Below are 21332 nucleotides of genomic sequence, written 5' to 3'. Positions count from 1 at the left end.
CTTCTAATTTAAAATAGTTTCCTGTATCATTTTATTCTGCTCTCCTACTTTTGGTGCTGCTTTAGAACTTGTCAAAATTTGACCATCTAACTGAATCGGACTTCTGGTAGTAACTATCTTTTTGTTCTCTGAATTTTCAATGGTTTGTTTCATTGGCATACCAAAATCAATTTGATCCAAATCCTGATAATTCAACACTTTTCCACACCAAACGCCTTTTTCCTGCAACAATTGCAACCAATGGTCTGTCGTTTTTTGTGCCAATCGTTCACTCAAAAGTGTTCTGATTGCATCGCGGAATTCAAACCACAAGTGTTTTTCTTGGTACTTTTCGAGATTTACTTCTAACAATTCACTGATGAACATTAAGTCGCCCATAGCCAAAGAAAGATAACCATCCTGAGTTTTATACACTCCATAAGGTGCGCTTAAAAAAGCATGTGCACTTCCTGGAACGTCACCTCTTTCCTGTAATTTTCCACCATCATTCAAGTACGAAGTAATGGCTTCAAACTGAACATCTAAAACGGATTCGATTAAAGAAACCTCAACCAAAACACCTTTATCAGTTTTCGCTCTTTTTAATAATGCAGCCAAAAGTCCTTGTACCAAGTGATTCCCACACATAATATCAGCAACCGATAAACCAAAAGGAACCGGCCCCTGACTATTTCTTCCGCTTAACCAGGCTAAACCGGATAATGATTGTACTAATAAATCCTGTCCCGGTTTTTTAGACCAAGGTCCTACTTCGCCATAACCGGAAACTACTCCATAAATAATTTTTGGATTGATAGCAATGGCATCGGCGAAAGCCAAACCAATTTTATCCATCACACCCGGTCTGAAATTATGAGTCATAATATCAGCCTTGGCAATCAGTTTTTTGACTAATTCTAAATCGGCTGGATTTTTAAGATCGGCTGCAAAAGAATCTTTATTTCGATTAATGGTATGAAATAACAAGCTGCTTTCGTCTACAAATAAGTCTTTGATACTCAATTGGCGACAAGCTTCTCCTTTTACAGGTCTTTCGATTTTAATCACTCTAGCCCCTAAATCGGCGAGCTTTAGTCCTGCTGAAGGTCCTGCCAAAAACTGGCAAAACTCTAAAACAACTACACCTTCTAAAGGTCTCATACTGTTGCTGGATTAAGCGATTTTACATACAAAGCATCCATTGCTTCAAGCACAGCCACCTCATCGCCACCGTTCATCAAATAATCACGCACTAAGTCGCCAGCGTGATCTTGAAAATACATGTGCCCTGAATATCTTGGACGCAAGAAAGCGCGCTCTAAAGCAGGCAAGGTATTCTTGAAATAATCATGAGTGATTTGGTTGATTCTATCGCTTTTCCAAGCTTGTAAATGTCCCGGTTGCCCCCCATTGTCAGCAAAAATATTTTGTTGAACATGGGAAGAACCTGTAAATTCAGCATATTTCAATGCTTCCGGAAGGTTTTGACTGAAAGCAGAAACAGCTAATCCTGTTCCTCCTAATGAACTAATCATAGGTTGATCGTTCAACTTTACTAAGTCGTAAAAATGAAGTAGATGTTTACTGTAACCAATTCTTGAATAATTAGAATAACCGTAAGCAAATGGGCAATACGCAATTTCATCTGTATTTACCATCGCTTCGTACACCTGAATTGGATTTCTGTTAAAATTAGCCGAATCCATCAACTGCGCTAATTCGCGGTGCATCTGCAAAGCTTTAATTCCTGTTTCATTTGAAATTACTTTCTCCTGAGATAGAAAAGGGGCTTCGCCCAAACTACAACAAAACGAATAAAAACTCATTAATGAATCTACCGGAATTCCAGAAAAAGCAACCAATCCTTTTTTGGCTAAAGCCAATAAATCTTCGTAAGTTTCCGGAACTTTCGAACCTTTACTTTCTAAAATATCCAAACGAGCTGCCGCCACTGGCGTAGCCGCATCGATAGGCAAAGCCCAAAGTTTGTTGTTAAAAACATAACTTTCGTATGATTTCCCTACGGTATTGACTTCCTGATCTTTTATATATTCGCTTGAAAAATGATCCGACAAAGGAACAATAGTATTAGTATGCGCACCAAAACCTGTCCATGGATGATCAATTACCAATAAATCAAATCTTTTAGCTAAATCCTCAATTGAGGCATCAGCAAATTCTTGTAAACTTCTTTTTTCCCAACTAATTTCTACATCTGGATACAGCTCCGTAAAACGCTGAGCAGTAGCAACCATTGGCAAAAGCCCTCTCGTATGGTTCCATGTAATCCCTTTCAATTTCTTCATTTTTTGACTTTTCAATTTTTTTATTAGAATACAGATTTCCAAAAATTAAAATTAAGAAAACTAATTAATTCTTTTTTATCCGTTATTATCTGTGTTCTATCTATTTTTTTCATTTTAAAACAACTGTGAATATAGTTATTAAAACGTCAATTCGAGTGTTTTTTTGCAACATAACGAAACAAAAAACACTCGAATTGGTATATTGATTTTATATTATAAACCCTAGTGCAGTATAAATATCTTTATAACCACCCCGCCCGTTGGGCACCCCTCCAAAGGAGGGGAATTTCGAGCGCCATTCCCCTCTTTTAGAGGGGTGGTCGAAGACCGGGGTGTTTTAAATACCTTTTATTACACTGCTACATCCCCGCAAAAGTGAACTTGAATTCCTAGTTCTTGTAAGGCTGCGGCCTTGATTCGGCAACATTTATTCGCTTCTGATTCGTTTTCAGCATACACCACCTGAATGTGATTCGCCTTATGACGTCCCATCATTTGGTCGCGACTCACACCTTTTAAAATAGCATTCATAATAGGCCATTGTGGCGTAGTCATATTCCATCTTCTATCTAGTTCTTCTTTTGGTAAATCAACACATTCCCCAATTCCCAAATCACAATGCAAGGCATCATCCATCACATAAACGCGACTCCAAACAATGGAACCCGGTTTACTCACTCCTTTTACACTTCCACCGCCTAATCTAAAATACATCTCAGGCTGTCTTTCACTGGAAGTTCCTTCATAACCACCTACAAAATGTTCCGGTGGTGCTGCTCCACTGATTAGAAATACCCAAACAAATCCGTCAACAGTTTCGTTTTTAAAATGCTCTCCATAACGTAAATCGTGTAGTGTATTCTCTCCTTTCAATCCCATAGAACGCCATAAATTATAGGTTACTAAAGCATCAATTCCGGCACATTCATCCACTTCATTAAAATGCGGCAAAGCTTCACCAGCAAACAATTCGTTGCCTTCTTCATCAAAAACTGGAGGTCTGTTTTGATTGTTCAATAAACCTTCAACCAAATCACTGGCAGGAACTAAATCCTTCAAGCCTTGTTGGTATTGAATTCCGATAGTATCACAACCAAATTCAGCCGCAATTCGCACCGCTGCAATGTACATTTTGCATTGTAAAAGCGTTTGATTTTTAGTTAATTGAGTCACTTCATCCGTTCCCCAATTGAATTTCATCCCTTTATCCAGCAACCATTGTAAAACAGTTTCCGCTTCTTCGTCCTTCACCGTTAGCATTTTAGCGTAAAGCGAAGATTGAGATAATCTTTCTTTATAAATACCTGTTGGATGCAACAAATGATCCGGAACGATAGCATTGAACATTCCCATACAACCTTCGTCAAAAACTCCCATAATGGCTTTTTCTTTTCTAAAAGCTTGGGCAAATGCAGTTCCTTTTGCTAATTCGTCCGCAGGAATAAGTGCTTTATCAAATGCTCTTACGTGGCTGAAATCGGGTTGAATTGTAGCTGTTTGCAACCAACTTTTCAAATTACTTTTAAAAAAATCATCACTAAAATCTACACTCCAAAGTGTGCTGTATTCCACTCCGGCCTTAGTCAAAGAACCATTTAAATTTAGCATTCCCACTAATCCTGGCCATTCGCCACTCCAGTTAGCCACTGTTAAAATAGGTCCTTGATGTGTAATTAAACCTGCCAAAACATGGTGTGAATATTGCCAAACACTTTCAGCAACAATTAATGGTGCCGTTGGGTCAATGTTTTTAAAAACCTGCATTCCCATTTTTTGGCTATCAATAAAACCATGCTGTTTTTTCTCATCATAGGCGTGCGCTCTGATAATTTTTCCTCCTGCTTCGGCAACAGCTTCTGATAATAATTGTTCCATTTGGGCTTGTGCATCCCAACATACTTGATTTGCCCCTAAACGCAAATCGCCACTTGCTACTAAATAGATGTTCATATTTTTAAATTATTTATAAGCAATAAAACACAAAGACAATTTGAATTTGCTATTCAAACTGTTTTGTGATATGCTATTAAGGTTTATTTATTTTTCTTAAGAACAGCAACCAACTCTGAATTGAAACGGTTGCAGTCTATATTCAAATATGCTAAAATTTAAGCTTAGCCTCTTATTATTTATTTGCATCTATTTATAGGATATTATCATAAAAACATTTGTAATTGTAAAAATTACACTAATTTAGCATAATTAATCCAAATGCATTGTTTATGAAGCCTTTATTTCACAAAGTTCCTACCAGCATTCAAAGTTCTTTTGAAGTGAGACACAACAAAGAACCTAATTTTGGTAAGATTTGGCACTACCATCCTGAACTGGAATTGCACTACGTGATCAAAGGTGAAGGAGTGCGCTTTATTGGCGATAACATTAGTAATTTCGGTTCAGGAGAGCTTATTTTGTTGGGTGAAAACTTGCCTCATACCTGGCGTTGTCATGAAGAATATTATCAGAATAAAAAGGAATTGGATGTCGAAGCCATCGTAATTCAGTTTTTACCGGATTGTTTAGGCAAAGATTTCATACACTTACCCGAATCTTTCCAGATTCCGAAACTTTTTGAAAAGGCAAAAAAAGGGATGATTATCCATGGAAACACCAAAGAAATGGTGATGGAGCAAATGAAAAAAGCACCCAATGCCAATCATATTGACAAGCTGATTATCCTGTTAAACATCTTAAAATTTCTATCAGAAACCGAAGAATATACCGAAATTACAGCTTCGCATGCCTTTTATCAATCCAATGAATCGGATTCCATTCGGCTGAATAAAATATGCAGTTACACGCTTTCGAATTATAAAAAGGAGATCACTTTAAAAGAAATTGCGGCATTTAGCAATTTAAGTGTTACCTCTTTTTGCCGCTATTTTAAGCTTATGACTAAGAAAACCTATTATGATTTTCTAATAGAAATCCGCATTAGTCATGCGTGTAGATTACTGATTGAAAACAAAGTTCCTACCGAAATGATTTGTTTTGAATGTGGTTTTAATAATGTGTCTAATTTTTACCGCCATTTTAAGAAAGTAGCGGGAATTACTCCTATGGAATACAAAAAAAGATATTTATCAAATTAAAGAATTGATTCAAAAACTTTCCAAAATTATCTATTAAAAAGCTTTATTGAAAGTAAGGAGATTATGCTTTAAAAGTTTTCTTTTTTGCTTGATCAAAAAAGAAACAAAAAAATCAAGTCTTACGCTTTCTCGTCGGTCAAATTAGTTTTCGAATGCTAAAAGAAAAGAACTCGCTATCGCTCAAACAGCTTTTCTTTTTACGCATTCTTCAAACATTTGACACTCGACTGCGAAAGCTAAGGACACTAAAAACTCATTTGATTTAAAAATTATTAATCCATCTGTCCGAAAAACTTCCATCGGAAATCGTATTCAGAACCAAAATTATGGTCAAAAAAAGGCTCTCAACATTTCTTATACAATGACCAAAATTGGGAGGAGCGGTCATTTAAAAAACAATCGAACAGACGAGTTAATAATCACTAAAAACTAACACTAACTATACACTAACCAAAAATGTATATTTTATAAACTAGAATGATAACTCATTCTGAAGAATATCGTACTCATTTTGCAGTTGATCCACTGCATTTTTTACAATTGGAGTAAAATTACCTACTTCTCTACGAGTGAAATTAGAGATAGACAATCCTCTTTTTTGTAAAGCATACTTAGCCACAATAGGATACACATCGTGCATAACCCCCATATTGGACTCTAAAAATTGTTGCACTGCAGCTAATTCTTCTGCCTTTGAAGCATCATTATAATTATCACAAATCCAAACAATCAATTCAGGAAAGAAATTCCCCTGAATACAGGACAATCCTGCCGAACCTGCTTTTAAAGATTCGATAGCATGTACCATGTAAGCATCATACAAACCAAAATCAGGATTTTTTACCACACTCAATTTAGCCTTAATCTGATTGATATCTAAACTGGTGTCTTTATGATAAATCACTCTTCCGGTATTGACAAAATCTTCTAATTGCGAAGCTGTCAACACTCTTTTATAAGGAACCGGACATTCGTAAAAACCTGTTGGAACTCCTGGCGTTAAATTCAATAACTGGTGTACATTATCAACAAACACCGCATCCGAATCGTTTTCTTTAGCCAATAATCCCGAAATTAATATCACCGCATCAATTCCTGTTCCGTAAATTTTATTGGTAAAATCAGCCTGCTGCTGAATCGTTCCTTCAAAAGTACCTGTAGCTACAATGGGCACTTGACCCGCTACTACATCCACTACGTGTTTTGTTAATTGAAGACGTTCTGCATCTGATAATTCAAACATTTCGCTTGACAAACAATTGGCAAATAAACCAGTAACTCCCGACTTTAAATAAAGTTCCGTCAGAGCCGTTAATGTTTTGTAATCAATGCTACCATCATTATTAAATGGGGTTAACATCACTGGAATAAATCCTTTTTTTGAATTGTTCATCGTTATTCTATTTTCTCTTTTTATTATGAATTAAGCTTTTACGCTTCTTAATTTAGTTATAAATGCTCCCGACAGATAGATAGAAAGTGTTCCTATAACTATCACCATATTAGCATGAAGCGGATTTCTTAAAAAATCATACTCATCAGGAATCAAGTACGAAAGCGACAACCAAAGAATAACCATAATTCCTATAACAGTTGAAGCCATAGCCTCCATATTCCCTGATTTTTTACTGATAATTCCAAGAAGAAAAAGTCCTAGCATTCCTCCTGCAAAAATCCCTGATAGTTGCCACCAAATATCCAAGATACTTTTTACTCCTATCATCGCAATTCCGCACGCCATTCCGCCCAATCCAAACAAAACAGTCGCGATATATAACAAACGCATATTTTGTTTGTCACTGATATTTGTTTTCCAATAACGCTTATAGATATCTTCTGAAAATACTGTTGCCGATGCATTCATTCCTGAACTGATGGTACTCATAGCTGCCGAAAGTATCGCCGAAACGATTAATCCCAACAAACCAGTAGGAATCATATTTACCATAAAATGGGGCATTACTTTATCTCCATAATCGGATGGTTGTAACGTCTTGGCATAATTTGCAATATCTGTTTGAGATGCCATAGCGCCAAGATGTTCAGCAGCAGCTTGTAATTTGATTGGCTCAATTAAAGCAGGAGTCACTTGATAATAAGCAAACAAACAAGAACCAATCATAAAGAAAACCAAAGAAACAGGAACGAACATCCACACACACAACCAAATTGACTTTGAAGCTTCTTTGACAGAAGACGAAGCATGATAACGTTGTACATAATTTTGATCCATTCCAAAATTATTCAGATTGATAAAAAACCCATACAGCAATACCACCCAAAAAGTAGAAGTCGTAAAATCGAGCGAGAAACCACCCAGACTAAACTTATCGTTTTGTTGTCCTATCTCTATTATTTTAGAAACACCACCTGGCATTTTTGAAATAATCAAATACATAATCAATAATGCTCCTCCGGTTTTTAATACGGCCTGAACTACCTCGGTCCAAATCACCGCCTCAATACCTCCTAAAACCGTATAAATAACAATACAAATTCCCGTAACCAGCATAATGGTTTCCATACTAAAACCTGTTAAGGCTTGTAGCGTAAGGGAAATTCCGAAAAACACTGATCCCATTCTGGTAATTTGTGTCAACAAAAAACAAACAACGGCATAGGTTCTTGCCCATGGACCAAAACGTTTTTCTAAATTAGTATAAGCCGAAACTTCTCCTGTACTGCGATAAAATGGTACAAAATATTTAGCCGCTACCCAAGCTGCAAATGGCATCGAAATACTAAAAACAAATGCATTCCAATTTCCTCCAAACGCCTTACCCGGAACTCCTAAAAAAGTATTACTGCTTAAAAATGTTGCATAAATAGACAGTCCTATTGCCCAACCGGGAATCTTACCCGATGCCTTTGTATATTGCTCAGCACTCTTGTTTTTTCTAGAGAAGTAAACTCCCACGCCCACCATTGCAATCAAATAAATTACAATAATGGCGATATCTAATAATGGTAAATTTTTCATTTATTAAAGATGGGATTTAAAATTTAATTTCTCATCACAAATAAGTATATCGTACAACTTATTCTAGATTTCACAAATTTATCCGAAAACTACAACGATTTAATATAAAATTTTCTCAAAACATTATAGGATATTACCAAAAAGTGTCAAAAATACCTTTATAGCATATCAAAATGCTACTCCAACAAAAAACAAAATACAACCTAGCTACTGTAAATTATTCTAAATAAATAGGTTGCGCCTATTGAATATTAAAAAACTAAAGTTCAAAAAATCAGTATTAAACTTTTTCATTACCTTTAAAAGCTAAGTTTAACTACCAAACTATGAAGACATTTTCACTATTGTTCTTTTCTTTTTTTATTTTCAACTGTGATGCGCAATTAAAAACTAACGATGCGATTCCGTTACAGGAAGAAGCAAAAAACTATCGTTTAGAAACCATTGTTGATGGCATTAACAATCCGTGGGGAATGGCTTTTCTACCTGATGGCTCGATGTTAGTTACGGAGAAAAGCGGTGTTTTATTTCATATTACAAAAGGCACAAAAACCGAAGTCAAAAATGTTCCCGCTGTGTACAACCGCGGTCAGGGTGGTTTGCTGGATATTGTATTGCATCCTGATTACGCCAAAAATGGCTGGATTTACATTAGCTACGCTTCTACCGAGGGTGAAGGCGAAGGTGGCAACACCAAACTTATTAGAGCCAAACTGGAAAACGAAAGCTTAACTCAAATAGAATCTTTATACAAATGTGAGCCAAATACAACCAAAGGACAGCATTTTGGTTCTCGAATTGTTTTTGACAAAAAAGGTTATTTGTATTTCTCGGCAGGAGAACGCGGTAATCATTTTGTGAATCCGCAGGACATTACTAAGGATAACGGAAAAATCTACCGTTTGAATGATGATGGTAGCATCCCAAAAGACAATCCGTTTGCGGGAAAAGAAAATGCTAAAACAGCTATTTATTCTTATGGGCATCGCAATCCGCAAGGATTAGCCATACACCCTACAACAGGCTCTGTCTGGGAACACGAACACGGCCCTCAAGGTGGAGACGAAATCAACATTGTCAAAAAAGCAGCTAATTACGGTTGGCCAGTGGTAACTTACGGCATCGATTATGACAATACTATTATCAGTAACGAACAACAAAAAGCTGGAATTGAAAATCCTGTTTATTACTGGGCACCTTCTATTGCTCCCTGCGGCATGACTTTCGTTACTGGCGATAAATACCCTGATTGGAAAGGGCATTTATTGGTAGGTTCACTAAAATTTCAATATTTGGAATTGGTCAAATTAGACGGTGAGAAAATCATTGGAAGACAAAAAATTGCTACTAACATTGGTCGTTTGCGCAGTGTAATACAGGCTCCTGATGGCTATATTTACATTGGCGTGGAAGGAAAAGGGATTCTAAAAATTATACCTAATTAAATGATTACTAAAATAAATATCGGCTTAAGCCTACTGCTTTTGGGTGCTTTGTATTTTTCAAATCCAACAGCTTTAAACGACTCCAAAAAAGAGTATTTGTCTATAAAAGAACAACCGCAAACGCCGCTGCAAAAAAGCATGGCTCGAGGCAAGGAAGTCTACACCGATTTTTGTATCCAATGCCATATGGCAACAGGAAAAGGAAACGATACCACCTTTCCACCTTTGGATGGTTCTGACTGGCTGAAAAAGAAAAGAACCGAAAGTATTCATACGGTAAAATACGGTCAGAAAGGCGAAATCCTGGTTAATCAGAAAAAATACAACGGCATCATGCCACCTATGGGTTTAAGCGACGAAGAAATTGCTGACGTAATGAACTATGTGCTCAATTCCTGGAGCAATAAAACAAAAAAAATGGTAACAACTAAAGAAGTCGCTTTATTGAAACCGTGATAAATCATTTAATGCTTAAATATAATATAATCGAATTGGGGATCTCTACCATAAACATCCTCATAGAAATGGAGAACATCCTGACTGTCAACCCAAGTGGTAAAGTAACTAATATGAATTGGAATTTTATTCTTTAATTCACAAGTCGTTTCCTTTTCTCCATTCATTGCCTCGGTAATACGTGCAACTGGCCAATCCGGATCATCTTTCAAAATTAAAAAAGCTAATTCCTTGGCTTTTTCCATATTGATACAACCATGACTGTAGGCTCGATATTCTAAGGCAAATATGGCTTTAGCAGGAGTATCGTGCAAATAGATGCTATTGGTATTTGGAAAAACAAACTTAACCAATCCCAGAGCGTTTTTAGGTCCGGGTTTCTGTCTGACTTTGCCATCATTCCATTCCATATTGCGGGAATTTAAATAATCCTTGTCCCGTTCCATCGCATATTTTATTTCATTATCAATAATACTTTGGGGCACATTCCAATACGGACTAAAAACAATCGAACTAATAAATCCACTAAAAATAACCGTTTCCATCATATCTTGTCCCACTATGACATTAGATTCTAAAACCGTTTTGCCATTCTTTTTATAAATCAATTTATAGGATGGGATATTAATTATGATGTATTCGCTGGCGTTAGTCAATTCGGGATCAATCCACCGACAGCGTTCCATATTTATCATTATTTTTCGAATGTATTTTTGGATAGGTAAATTCATTTGTTTAATCTGCCAAGGGGAAATAAAATAATTAATCAGATAGCCATTTCTTTTTTTGAAACGCAAAATCCCCTTCATTAATTCATCATCATAAACGGCACTTTTAGAATCCTTATCCAAATCCCCTATTACAACAAGACGATGCCTAATTTGGCTGATTGTTTTTGAGTTATCAAAAGGTTTGTAATATGGAATGGTAGAATCGTATTCTATGGGTTTCCATTCACCCGTTTTTTCTATCTCGCGGTATTTTTTTAAAGCATCACGCAATTTGTAATATTGACCTAACTGATGTTTTTCATCAAAATTTAATAGTTTAGGATTCTGCAATAACGAATCGAGAAAAGGTTGATAAGCAATCTTTTTCTTGGGCAGAAACCAACCCATTTGTTGAAGTTTCTCGGCGCTAATTCCAATAAATACCTTTTGCACATAAAACACATACAGGCTAGATAACATGATTTCGGTTTCAGTTTTCGAAAGTGGTTTCAGAGTAGCATTCGAATCAAAAATTCCGTCAATTATTTCCTGATACTCCATGCGGGCTTCCACACCTTCTTCCTGAAGTGAATTTACTTTAGAATATAACAACTGGGAAAACTCAATCAATTTATCAGTAGCGTCATACCAAATCGCATTGTATTTTCTGTTTTCATACAATGTGCTAACCTCCGATTCGTATGGTTTTAAATTAGGATACTTTTTGAAAAAAGTATTTATATTCTGTTTATTGATAGGAATCTTAGATTCGGACTCTTCTGATTTTTGAGAAAATGGGGCAAAATAAGAGACTGTCGCCTTTAAATTCTCTTTTTTTATGAGTGAAACTGAGGTGAGTGAAAAACCGAATAAAATAACTACTATGTATAAAACGAATTTCCTCATAACATAATTATTTATATAAAGTTAGACAATTATTTACAAATCACTTAAAATGAAACCAATAGACTATTTAAGTCCTTTTATCATAAAGCAAAAACCTCTTTACTTTGGCTAATTCTAATGATTGAAACATCCTTAATTTTCGAAAAAAAACAGCAACAGAATACGAATTAAATGAAGAAGTCGTTAGTTAAAAAGTTTACATTTGTAATAAATCCAAATGCAATTCTTTATGAAAAAATATACTTTAGCAATCCTTATTAGCCCTTTCTTATTTTTCGCCTTTACCAATTGCAATCAAAGTAAATCCAATACTGTAGAAGCAACTGCTAAAGACAGCGTAGCAATAAAAATAGATTCAGCTAAGAAAAAACCAATCACTACTATTGACACAGCCGATTACAACCGAAGGATGATCGCTCTAAGCAACAAAGACACTACGGGAATGTGGCCTGTAAAAGCACCTTATCCTTTGCCGGGTGCCTTATTGCCTTATCACCGAATTATTGCTTTTTACGGAAATTTATATTCGAAAAGAATGGGCGTTTTAGGAGAATATCCCAGAGCCGAAATGATTGAAAAACTTAAAGTAGAAGTGGCAAAATGGAAAGCTGCCGATTCCAGTGTAACCACTATTCCGGCCTTTCATTATATTGCAGTTTCTGCCCAAGGTGCTCCCGGAGCTAGCAATCGTTACAACATGCGTATGCCTTTCAAACAAATCGACACGCTTTTAAGTTGGGCAAAACCCATTAATGCTTTAGTTTTCCTGGACATTCAGGTAGGACATAGCACTGTTAAGGAAGAAGTAAGCCAACTGGAAGAATACCTAGCTTTACCGAATGTTCATCTGGGAATTGATCCTGAGTTTTCAATGAAAAGTGGTCATGTTCCTGGTAAAAAAATTGGAACCATGTCTGCTGATGATATCAATGATGCCATCGATATTTTGGCTCGAATTGTACGCGAAAAGAAATTAACTCCAAAAATTTTGGTGGTACATCGTTTCACCCAAGGAATGGTTACTAATTATAAAGCTATCAAAAGAGTTCCTGAAGTTCAAATCGTAATGGACATGGACGGTTTTGGAAGTCAGGTTTTAAAACGATCAACTTATTTAAGATACATCTATAGAGAACCGGTTCAGTTTACGGGCTTTAAATTGTTTTACAAAAATGACAACTGGAACGACTGGAAAATGTACACTCCGGAACAATTATTAAAATTTGCTCCACAGCCAAGTTACATTCAGTTTCAATAATTTTAAGCTCATACAAGAAATGAAAAAAACGATATTCTTAGCAGCGCTTGGACTTTTTTTAACGCTAAGTTGCGAACAAAAGAAAGAGACTTCCATCGAAAATAAAGCAGACACACCAAAAGTTATTGCAAGCCCTAAAAAAGCCGAAAAATTAGTTATGGCAGATGCAGCTGCTATACTGGCTCGAAAAGAAGTGCCCATTTTATGCTATCATAATATCAAAGATTTCTCGGCATCAGCTGGCGAAATGACCAAAACCTATACAGTAAAACCGGCGAATTTTGCTGAACAAATGAAAGCCTTAGCTGATGCGGGCTACCACAGTATTTTACCCAATCAATTGTATGATTATTTGGTGTACAACAAGCCCTTGCCTGTTAAACCGGTCATGATAACTTTTGATGATACAAGAGGCGAACAATACAGCATTGGCGCAGCCGAAATGAAAAAATACAATTTCAAAGGTGTTTTCTTTGTAATGACGGTTTCCATCAACCGCCCGAATTATTTAAGCAAGGAGGAAATAAAAAACTTATCTGATTCTGGAAATTCTATTGCGGCTCACACCTGGGACCATCACATGGTTACTAAATATGCTGGCGAAGACTGGAACACCCAATTAGTAAAACCAAAAGCCAAACTCGAAGATATCATTGGAAAACCAATTCCTTATTTTGCCTATCCTTTTGGATTATGGAACAAAGAAGCCATTCCTGAAATTAAAAAAAGTGGATACCAAATGGCTTTTATCCTTTCGACTAAAAGAGATTCGATTGATCCACTTTATACTGTAAGACGTATGATTGTGTCTGGAAATTGGTCCACTGACCGCATGATGAAATCGATGGAAGCTACTTTTGTAAATGCTAAATAATCTTTTTAATCGTATATAATCGAACTTCGCTTTTTAACAACTTCTTCTAACATCATTCATTTCTTCCAAAATTCTTATTCTCAATAAGATAAAATGGCTGTACTTTTATTTAATAGTTGAGAAATCTAAAAAAAACTTAGTTTTAAACTACTAATTCTCAAAAAACATATCGGCAAAAAAAGAATGCCGCATTAATTACATTATTCATATAAAAATTTCAAATACTTATCTACAAAATCGTTAAATTAGCCTAAAGACTGATGTTTTTTCAATCAAAATTAGTTTTTATTAATTTTTCAATAATTATAGAATGGTAAATTTGACACCTAAATTAAGTCCAAAGGGATGGGATGAAATGTTTTCTAGAGATGGAGTAAGAGACTCTTACAAACAGGTATTGCAAACATTAGAGAGTTTAAATATTGATAAGCTGAATGTAAAACAAAAACAGGCTTCGGATATTTTTATGAACCAGGGGATTACATTTACTGTCTACAGTGATGACAACCAAGGAATCGAAAGAATATTTCCTTTTGATATTATTCCCAGAATAATTACCAAAAACGAATGGATGGAAGTCGAAACTGGAATTACCCAAAGATTAAGAGCTTTAAACCTGTTTCTGGAAGACATTTATAACGAACAGCTGATTATAAAAGAAGGCATCATGCCCGCTTCGTTAATTGCTTCTTGTCCGCATTACATTCCGGAAGTACACGGTGTTAAAGTTCCGCATAACATTCATGTTCATATTGCGGGAATTGATTTAATCAGAGGCGAAAAAGGAGAGTTTTATGTTCTTGAAGATAATCTGAGGTGCCCCAGTGGAGTAAGTTATATGTTAGAAAACAGGGAAATAACCAAGAGGATTTTCCCGGAAATGTTTCGTGCTAATAATGTTAGCATGGTGGCTAATTATCCTATGATTTTCCATAACATTTTAATTTCGCTTTCGCCAAGAACCATCTCTAATCCTAATGTGGTTTTATTGACTCCGGGCGTTTTCAATTCAGCTTATTACGAACATACTTTTTTAGCCAGGCAAATGGGAATTCCGCTGGTAGAAGGTCGAGATCTTGTGGTTAACAATCACAAAGTGTATATGAAAACCACATCGGGCTTGCTACAAGTAGATGTTATTTACAGACGTTTAGACGACGAATATTTAGATCCATTGGTATTTAAACCCGATAGTACACTTGGCGTTCCAGGATTGATAAGTGCTTATAAAATGGGTAATGTAGCCTTAGTAAATGCTGTTGGGAATGGCGTTGCCGATGATAAAGCCATTTATGCCTATGTGCCACAAATGATTCGTTACTACCTTAACGAAGAACCGATTCTGAAAAATGTTCCTACCTACCAAATGGAAAATAAAGAAGAACGCGAATTGGTTTTTGCCGACATGGAAAACATGGTTATCAAAGAAACCAATCAAAGTGGTGGCTACGGAATGGTTATGGGAAATAAGGCTACCGAAGAAGAACTGGAAGCAGCTAAAGTGGCTATTTTAAATAATCCGCGCAATTTTATTGCCCAACCCATCATTCAGTTAAGCACCGTTCCCTGTTACATTGACGGCGAATTAAAACTGCGCCATGTCGATTTACGACCTTATGCATTGTGTGGTCCTAATGGAGTAACAATAGTTCCCGGCGGACTCACCCGGGTGGCACTAACCGAAGGCTCTTTGGTAGTCAACTCCTCCCAAGGTGGCGGAAGCAAGGATACCTGGATCATGAAATAAATGAAGTCGAAATTGGTTTTTTAAACTATTAAAAAAATAACTATGGAAGTAAATATGCTCAGTCGTGTAGCCGATGGAATGTTTTGGCTCAACCGATACATGGAGAGAACCGATGGGATGTTGCTTACCCTCAACACCCTTTATATCATGTCTTTTGACCAGGAGATTAATGATCATCAAGGATACAAACCTTTATTAAAATATTATACCGATTTGCCTGCGGAATACATTACTGAATTTCAGCACGATACTAAATTTGTAATGAAATATGTGCTTTGCGACAACAAAAACAACAATTCGGTTCGGAATCTAATTACCAAAGCCAGAGAAAATGCACGAGGTTCGCAGGATAAAATTACCAAAGAACTTTGGGAACACATCAATTCGATGTACCATTACATCAATTCACCTGACTTGCCTAAAAGACTGGAAACGCCTGAAGCTATTAGTATTTTGGCAAAACTGAATAAGGATTTCTTGCTTTACAATGGAATTTTTCATGTTACTATGCCCAGAGGATTAGGTTGGTGTTTTTCGAGTATTGGCAAACATATCGAAAGATGCCTACAAACTATTTCCATGACACAATCTTATTATGCACCAATTGAATACAATCTGGAAGGAAAAGAAGATTTATTATACTGGAGAAAATTATTATTGTCTTTATCGGGCTACGAATTGTATCTAAAAAGCTATAGCAATATTCCGCACAATCGAAAAGTAATCCAACACGTGATTTTCAATCCTGATTTTGCACATTCGGTAATATTTACTTTAGGCCTAATAGAAACCTACTTAGAATGTGTTTTTAAAAATAATAATCTGATGGAAGCACGCACGATGCGCAATCAATTTGGACGATTGAAAAGTTATGTTGAATACACCGATTACCATCATCTTACCAATATACAATTAGAGCAGGTTTTAAAAAACACCAAAGATCAGCTGAATGAGTTTTCAATGGATTTCTCTAAATTATTCTTTTCATATACCTAAAAAAAATGGCAGTTTTCAACATCATCCATATTACAAAATACAAATACAACTTACCCATCAAAGAAAGTATCAACGAGATTCGTTTGTTTCCACATAACTTTGAAAATCAGGATGTGTTGCAATACCAGCTTTTGATTTCTCAAAACCCTAATGTGTCTTTAACAAACGATTATCATAGCAACAGAGTGGGTAATTTTAACACCTTAGAAGCACATACCGAAATGACGATCGAATCGCGAATGCTGGTTCGTGTCAATCATTCGCTTAAAATTCCTGAAATAGACGACACTAAGGTCGAAGATTTGAATCTGCACAACGATATTTATTTACTGCGTCTTCGTTATCCTGAAAGCATTAAAAAACAAGACGAAATTAATACTATTCTAAAAGAAATTGATTGTACCAACAAATCAATTATTGACATTGCCTATCAATGCAGTCAATACATCTACACTAACTTTACTTACACTAAAGGAATTACCAATATAGAAACTACTGTCGATGAAATATTAGGTCATCGCAAAGGAGTTTGCCAGGATTTTGCTCATGTGCTTTTACAACTTTTAAGAACTGCCGGTATTCCGTCAAGATATGTAAGCGGCTATATTTGCCCTAACGAAAGTGGACTTCGCGGCGAAGGCGCTACGCATGCCTGGGTTGAAATTTATACTCCTAAACAAGGTTGGCTAGGCATTGATCCCACTAATAACATTTGGACTATGGACAACCATGTCAAACTATCGGTTGGAATTAATTTCAATGATTGTACTCCTGTAAAGGGGACTTTCAAAGGAATTTCTAAACAAACACTTTCTGTTTGTGTTTCTATTGGATACGAAGACGGAAGGCATTTTGAAGGAATTAATGATGTAGAATTGCAAAAAAACTCCATTGAATTTCAACAACAATTGGATTATGCCGAACAACAGCAACAGTAATTTTTGTCTAAAATACTTAAATAAAACTTCACGCCTGAACATAAAAAAAGCGAATCAAAATTGATTCGCTTTTTGTGTTTTATACAATTATCTATTTGACAACCAAATCTGTGGATCAATGTAAGTTGTATTCTGTGAGATTACGAATTTAAGAACTGTTTTTCCAGTATCACCATTAGTACGTATTCTACCTAAGCTTTGTTTAATACTTACTTTATCGCCTTGGCTAACAGAAACAGAACTTAAGAATTGATAAACAGTAAAATAATCCCCGTGCTGAATCATTACCGCTTTATTTACCGGTGAAAATAACATTACTTTTGATACTACTCCACCAAAGACAGCTCTGGCATTAGCTCCTTCATTAGTCGTGATTTCTACACCACTGTTATGTACAACCAGTGTATTATATACCGGATGTGGTTGATTACCAAATCCTAATGAAATAAATCCTTTTTCTACTGGCCAAGGAAGATTTCCTCTATTAGCTCTAAAATTATCAGCAAGTACTCTATCCTCAGGAGTTAATTCTATTCTTGACGAAGACACAGAGGTTCTGGAAACGGTTTCTTTTATTTCCTTATTTATTTCTTTAGTAGTCTTTGGTGTAGAAGAAGATGATTTTGCTTTTTCGGCAGCTAAAGCAGCAGCTTTGGCACGTTCTAAAGCCGCTTTTCTATTGGCTTCGGCAATAGCTTCACGAATTAAACGATTAATTTGAGCATCAATAGTTTTAAATTCTCTTTGTTTTTTTCGAATGTCAGATACAATTCGGTTTTTATCTTTTTTAATCGAATTTACCAATTTCTCCTGCTCTATTTTTTCTTTTACAAGAGTTTGTTTTTCTTTCTGATTTTCGACAATTAGTTTTTGTTTGGCTATTTTTTGAACCTTTAATTTTTCATTATAAGTAACCAATTCAGTCGACTTCACATTAATTTCCTCTCCTTGCGATTTTCTAAAACTGGTATATTGTTTTAAGTATTGTGCTCTTTTATAGGCTTGCAAAAAATTCTCAGACGATAGTATAAACATTGCGCGACTTTGCTCAGAACGGCTTTTATAAGAGTTCACAATCTTCTTAGCATAATCTTCTTTTAAAGCTTTCAATTCCTTGTTAAGCTTATTAATTTTCACTTGATTAATATACATGTCGTTAGACAAAAGTCGGGTTTGCTTTTCGGTAGTATTAATCAACGTTTCTTTCAGTCTGATCTTGTTTTTTTGAATCAAAAAAACATTCAAAGCCGACTTTTCCTTTGACTTGACGTTTTGCAACATCTTTTCATTCTCTCTAATTTCTTTTTGAATTTGAGCTTTACGTTGTTCTAACTTTTCTTGCTGCGATTGGCTCCACATAGTTGAAGTCAGGCATACAAATAACAGGCTAAGGAAATATTTTGGCATCTTAAAAAATATATTTTTGCAAATTTACTTAATTATTATTCTTTTGTACCCATCTGGCACACTATAAGGGAAAGAAAGTTCTTCATTAAATGAAACCGAATTGTAATTTAAATTAATTTCCGATTTCCCTTTAGGTTGAGCCGTTTTAATTTCAATACTAAAAGGCAAATTCGCTTCTTTATAAGTCACTCTTTCCGGATAAGCAATTTGAATCGTTCTGTTTTCGGCTTTTTGGATTACTTCTTGTTTGTTTACACTAAAATCATTTGGATTAAAATAATAGCTTTTTTGAGTATTTCCATTATTTGCATCATCTAAGCGATACAAATTATCAAGCAAAATTTTAGTGTATTTTCCTTTATTCAAATCATCCAAAGCTTCTCCTACCAACATATTTTGAATCTTACTATAATCCAAATCTGTTCCTAACCACTGACTCAATGCGCTGAAATCACCTTCAAAATAAGTTCCTTTTATCTTTTCGTAATAACTCACCGAAGCCGGTGTTATAGAAGCTTTTGCCATTGTTATTCCTAAAAAACGAACGCTTACTAAGATTTGTTGGTCTTTCTTTATCTTAATCTCGGCACTTACATTTTGTGCTTGTTTATCATCGGCATAACGCGCATTGGCTTTGATATATAATGTAGAAAAATCATTTTTATTGCTGTAATGATTGTCTATTATTTTAGCGGCTTTCATTTCATCGACTGGCTCCGTCGCCGTCGCTGTTGCCGATGTAACAATAGCCTTGGGTTTACAAGAAAACATAAAGACAATTGCTAATAATGCTAAGAATTTATTCATTTTATTTTTGTTTTTTTAATAATTCGTTGGCTTTAGAAAAATAGAATTCTTTTTTATTAGCATCTCCTAAGCCATTATAGGCTTCTCCTAACTGGATGTTGTAATTAATTTCTAAAGTTATATCTTCTACCACATAATCCATGCCCATTTCCAGCATTTCTTTTGCTTTTTTAAACTGCTGCAACTGATTATAGGCTAATCCTGCATAATAATAAAACTGAGCTTGAGCAGGAAACAATTCGATCATTTCGCTGGCGTTTTTTGCCGCTTTTTCAAATTCATTCGTTTGTACATAAACGTCCAGTAAAAGCAAACTCGTTTCTACATCAGCGGGATTGCTCTTTTTAAGTGCCAACTGATAATATTTTAGCGCTTTATCCCATTGCTTTTTATTGTGATAATATTTGCCTACTTCCTTATTTACATTCACATTTTTATCATCATCAAAATAACCAATGGCTTTATCTAAATCAGGTGTAAATTGTGGATTAGTATTAACGTAAATCAAAAATTCATTAAAAATTCTGTGCTTTATTTTGCTGTCTATTTTAGTACTGGCCAATACGATGTTCATGGCTTTTATAGCCTTTTCACTCTCGTTGTTAACCAAATAATTTTTAAATAAACTAACTTGAGCCCATTCTGAATTTGGAACAGCAGCTTCTAATTTTCGAGCCGTTTCAAGGACTTTTTCTATATCGTCTTTTTTAGAATACAAGTAAATCAACGAAATATAATTTGCCTCTTCTTTAGGATATTTATTGATTTGATTTAGCAAATTAGTTATCTCAGCATCCTGGTAAGTTCCTTGAGACAAAATCTGAAGTTTATAAGCATCTCTCCTCTCCGATTTACCTGTGGTTTCATTCAGCTCATTGATAAGCGCGAGGGCTTTTTCAAATTCGCCTGTATTCATATAAAGTGAAGTCAAATCTTCTTTAAACTTGGAATCAAATAGAATGAGTTTGTTAATTACCTTAACTGCATCTGCATAATCCTTAGTTTCATAGTCAACATCATACATCCCTATCAAAAACCATTTGTTTTTAGGATCTAAGGTATTGGCTTTTTCGAATGAAGAATAGGCGTTTTTATAGTCTTTTAAAGCAAAATAATTTTTGCCTAATTCGTGGTAAATAGTGGCATTATTAGCATCTATTTTCAAACAACGTTCTAAAGCCACAATAGCTTTATCGTTATTTTCAATTCCCTTTTGCTTTAAAGCTTCGAAAAAATACTCTTTAAATTTATTGTCTTCGAGTTTAATTTCTTCTGGTTCAGTTTGTCCCCATGACAAAGCCGAATTGCATAGCAAAACCACCATTATCAGTAAAGAAACTGCCTTTTTCATTTTTACCAATTAAACTTCAAAGTACTTCATAAATTTACCATTAAAAAATTAAGAGCCTAAGCTCAATGAACTTAATTTCT

The 21332-nt window shown here is 35.3% G+C and carries 17 protein-coding genes; 8 read left to right on the top strand and 9 right to left on the bottom strand.

Annotated features, from left to right (window positions below):
• Positions 1-3 precede the first annotated feature (3 nt).
• The 3 genes from GTZ96_RS01240 to GTZ96_RS01230 form a co-directional block, all read right to left on the bottom strand.
• A complete protein-coding gene (locus tag GTZ96_RS01240; protein ID WP_161640557.1) occupies positions 4-1140 on the bottom strand; it encodes a CaiB/BaiF CoA transferase family protein in 1137 nt (378 codons plus the stop codon).
• Positions 1137-2285 carry an ABC transporter substrate-binding protein gene (locus tag GTZ96_RS01235; RefSeq protein WP_161640556.1) on the bottom strand — a complete coding sequence of 383 codons (1149 nt, stop codon included), beginning with the start codon at positions 2283-2285 and terminating at the stop codon, positions 1137-1139. Before GTZ96_RS01235 ends, GTZ96_RS01240 begins: the two co-directional genes overlap by 4 nt.
• A 351-nt stretch (positions 2286-2636) precedes the next feature.
• Positions 2637-4235 carry a fucose isomerase gene (locus GTZ96_RS01230; RefSeq protein ID WP_161640555.1) on the bottom strand — a complete coding sequence of 533 codons (1599 nt, stop codon included), beginning with the start codon at positions 4233-4235 and terminating at the stop codon, positions 2637-2639.
• Positions 4236-4507: 272 nt separating this feature from the next.
• Between GTZ96_RS01230 and GTZ96_RS01225 the strand changes: the two genes are divergently transcribed.
• A complete protein-coding gene (locus GTZ96_RS01225) occupies positions 4508-5377 on the top strand; it encodes an AraC family transcriptional regulator (protein ID WP_161640554.1) in 870 nt (289 codons plus the stop codon).
• A 472-nt stretch (positions 5378-5849) separates the two neighbouring features.
• On the opposite strand, the gene GTZ96_RS01220 is transcribed toward GTZ96_RS01225, so the two are convergent.
• Together GTZ96_RS01220 and GTZ96_RS01215 are read right to left on the bottom strand one after the other, a co-directional pair.
• Positions 5850-6770, bottom strand: a complete 921-nt coding sequence (locus tag GTZ96_RS01220) for a dihydrodipicolinate synthase family protein (protein ID WP_161640553.1) — start codon at positions 6768-6770, stop codon at positions 5850-5852.
• A 30-nt stretch (positions 6771-6800) separates the two neighbouring features.
• Positions 6801-8357, bottom strand: a complete 1557-nt coding sequence (locus GTZ96_RS01215) for a sodium:solute symporter (RefSeq protein ID WP_161640552.1) — start codon at positions 8355-8357, stop codon at positions 6801-6803.
• Between the two features lie 326 nt (positions 8358-8683).
• On the opposite strand from GTZ96_RS01215, the gene GTZ96_RS01210 reads away from it, so the two are divergent.
• Both GTZ96_RS01210 and GTZ96_RS01205 read left to right on the top strand, forming a co-directional pair.
• A complete protein-coding gene (locus GTZ96_RS01210; RefSeq protein WP_161640551.1) occupies positions 8684-9802 on the top strand; it encodes a PQQ-dependent sugar dehydrogenase in 1119 nt (372 codons plus the stop codon).
• Positions 9803-10258: a c-type cytochrome gene (locus tag GTZ96_RS01205; RefSeq protein ID WP_161640550.1), complete on the top strand. Its 456-nt coding sequence runs from the start codon at positions 9803-9805 to the stop codon at positions 10256-10258.
• 8 nt (positions 10259-10266) lie between these two features.
• Here GTZ96_RS01205 and GTZ96_RS01200 read toward each other — a convergent pair whose 3' ends face one another.
• Positions 10267-11874 (bottom strand): L,D-transpeptidase family protein, encoded by a 1608-nt coding sequence (locus GTZ96_RS01200; protein ID WP_161640549.1) that lies wholly within the window; start codon positions 11872-11874, stop codon positions 10267-10269.
• 229 nt (positions 11875-12103) lie between these two features.
• Here GTZ96_RS01200 and GTZ96_RS01195 point away from each other — a divergent pair, with 229 nt between their 5' ends.
• From GTZ96_RS01195 to GTZ96_RS01175, 5 genes are all read left to right on the top strand, one after another.
• A complete protein-coding gene (locus GTZ96_RS01195) occupies positions 12104-13132 on the top strand; it encodes a hypothetical protein (RefSeq protein ID WP_161640548.1) in 1029 nt (342 codons plus the stop codon).
• A gap of 19 nt (positions 13133-13151) precedes the next feature.
• On the top strand, positions 13152-14006 hold the full coding sequence (locus tag GTZ96_RS01190; RefSeq protein WP_161640547.1) for a polysaccharide deacetylase family protein: 855 nt from the start codon (positions 13152-13154) through the stop codon (positions 14004-14006).
• Between the two features lie 310 nt (positions 14007-14316).
• Entirely contained in the window at positions 14317-15753 is a 1437-nt protein-coding gene (locus tag GTZ96_RS01185) for a circularly permuted type 2 ATP-grasp protein (RefSeq protein WP_161640546.1), read from the top strand.
• 42 nt (positions 15754-15795) lie between these two features.
• Entirely contained in the window at positions 15796-16749 is a 954-nt protein-coding gene (locus tag GTZ96_RS01180) for an alpha-E domain-containing protein (RefSeq protein ID WP_161640545.1), read from the top strand.
• Between the two features lie 5 nt (positions 16750-16754).
• The gene (locus GTZ96_RS01175) at positions 16755-17687 is read left to right on the top strand and encodes a transglutaminase family protein (protein WP_161640544.1); all 933 of its coding nucleotides are present in this window, start codon (positions 16755-16757) and stop codon (positions 17685-17687) included.
• Between the two features lie 87 nt (positions 17688-17774).
• Here the strand turns inward: GTZ96_RS01175 and GTZ96_RS01170 are convergent, their stop codons facing one another.
• The 3 genes from GTZ96_RS01170 to GTZ96_RS01160 are packed head-to-tail and all read right to left on the bottom strand — an operon-like array spanning position 17775 to position 21252.
• A complete protein-coding gene (locus GTZ96_RS01170) occupies positions 17775-19094 on the bottom strand; it encodes a murein hydrolase activator EnvC family protein (protein ID WP_181033117.1) in 1320 nt (439 codons plus the stop codon).
• A 24-nt stretch (positions 19095-19118) separates the two neighbouring features.
• Positions 19119-19901 (bottom strand): DUF4292 domain-containing protein, encoded by a 783-nt coding sequence (locus GTZ96_RS01165; RefSeq protein ID WP_161640543.1) that lies wholly within the window; start codon positions 19899-19901, stop codon positions 19119-19121.
• Between the two features lies 1 nt (position 19902).
• The gene (locus GTZ96_RS01160; protein WP_161640542.1) at positions 19903-21252 is read right to left on the bottom strand and encodes a tetratricopeptide repeat protein; all 1350 of its coding nucleotides are present in this window, start codon (positions 21250-21252) and stop codon (positions 19903-19905) included.
• Positions 21253-21332: the final 80 nt, after the last annotated feature.

The organism is Flavobacterium undicola (genome assembly GCF_009909155.2).
Taxonomy (GTDB): domain Bacteria; phylum Bacteroidota; class Bacteroidia; order Flavobacteriales; family Flavobacteriaceae; genus Flavobacterium; species Flavobacterium undicola.
This window is presented reverse-complemented; position numbering and strand designations above follow the sequence as displayed.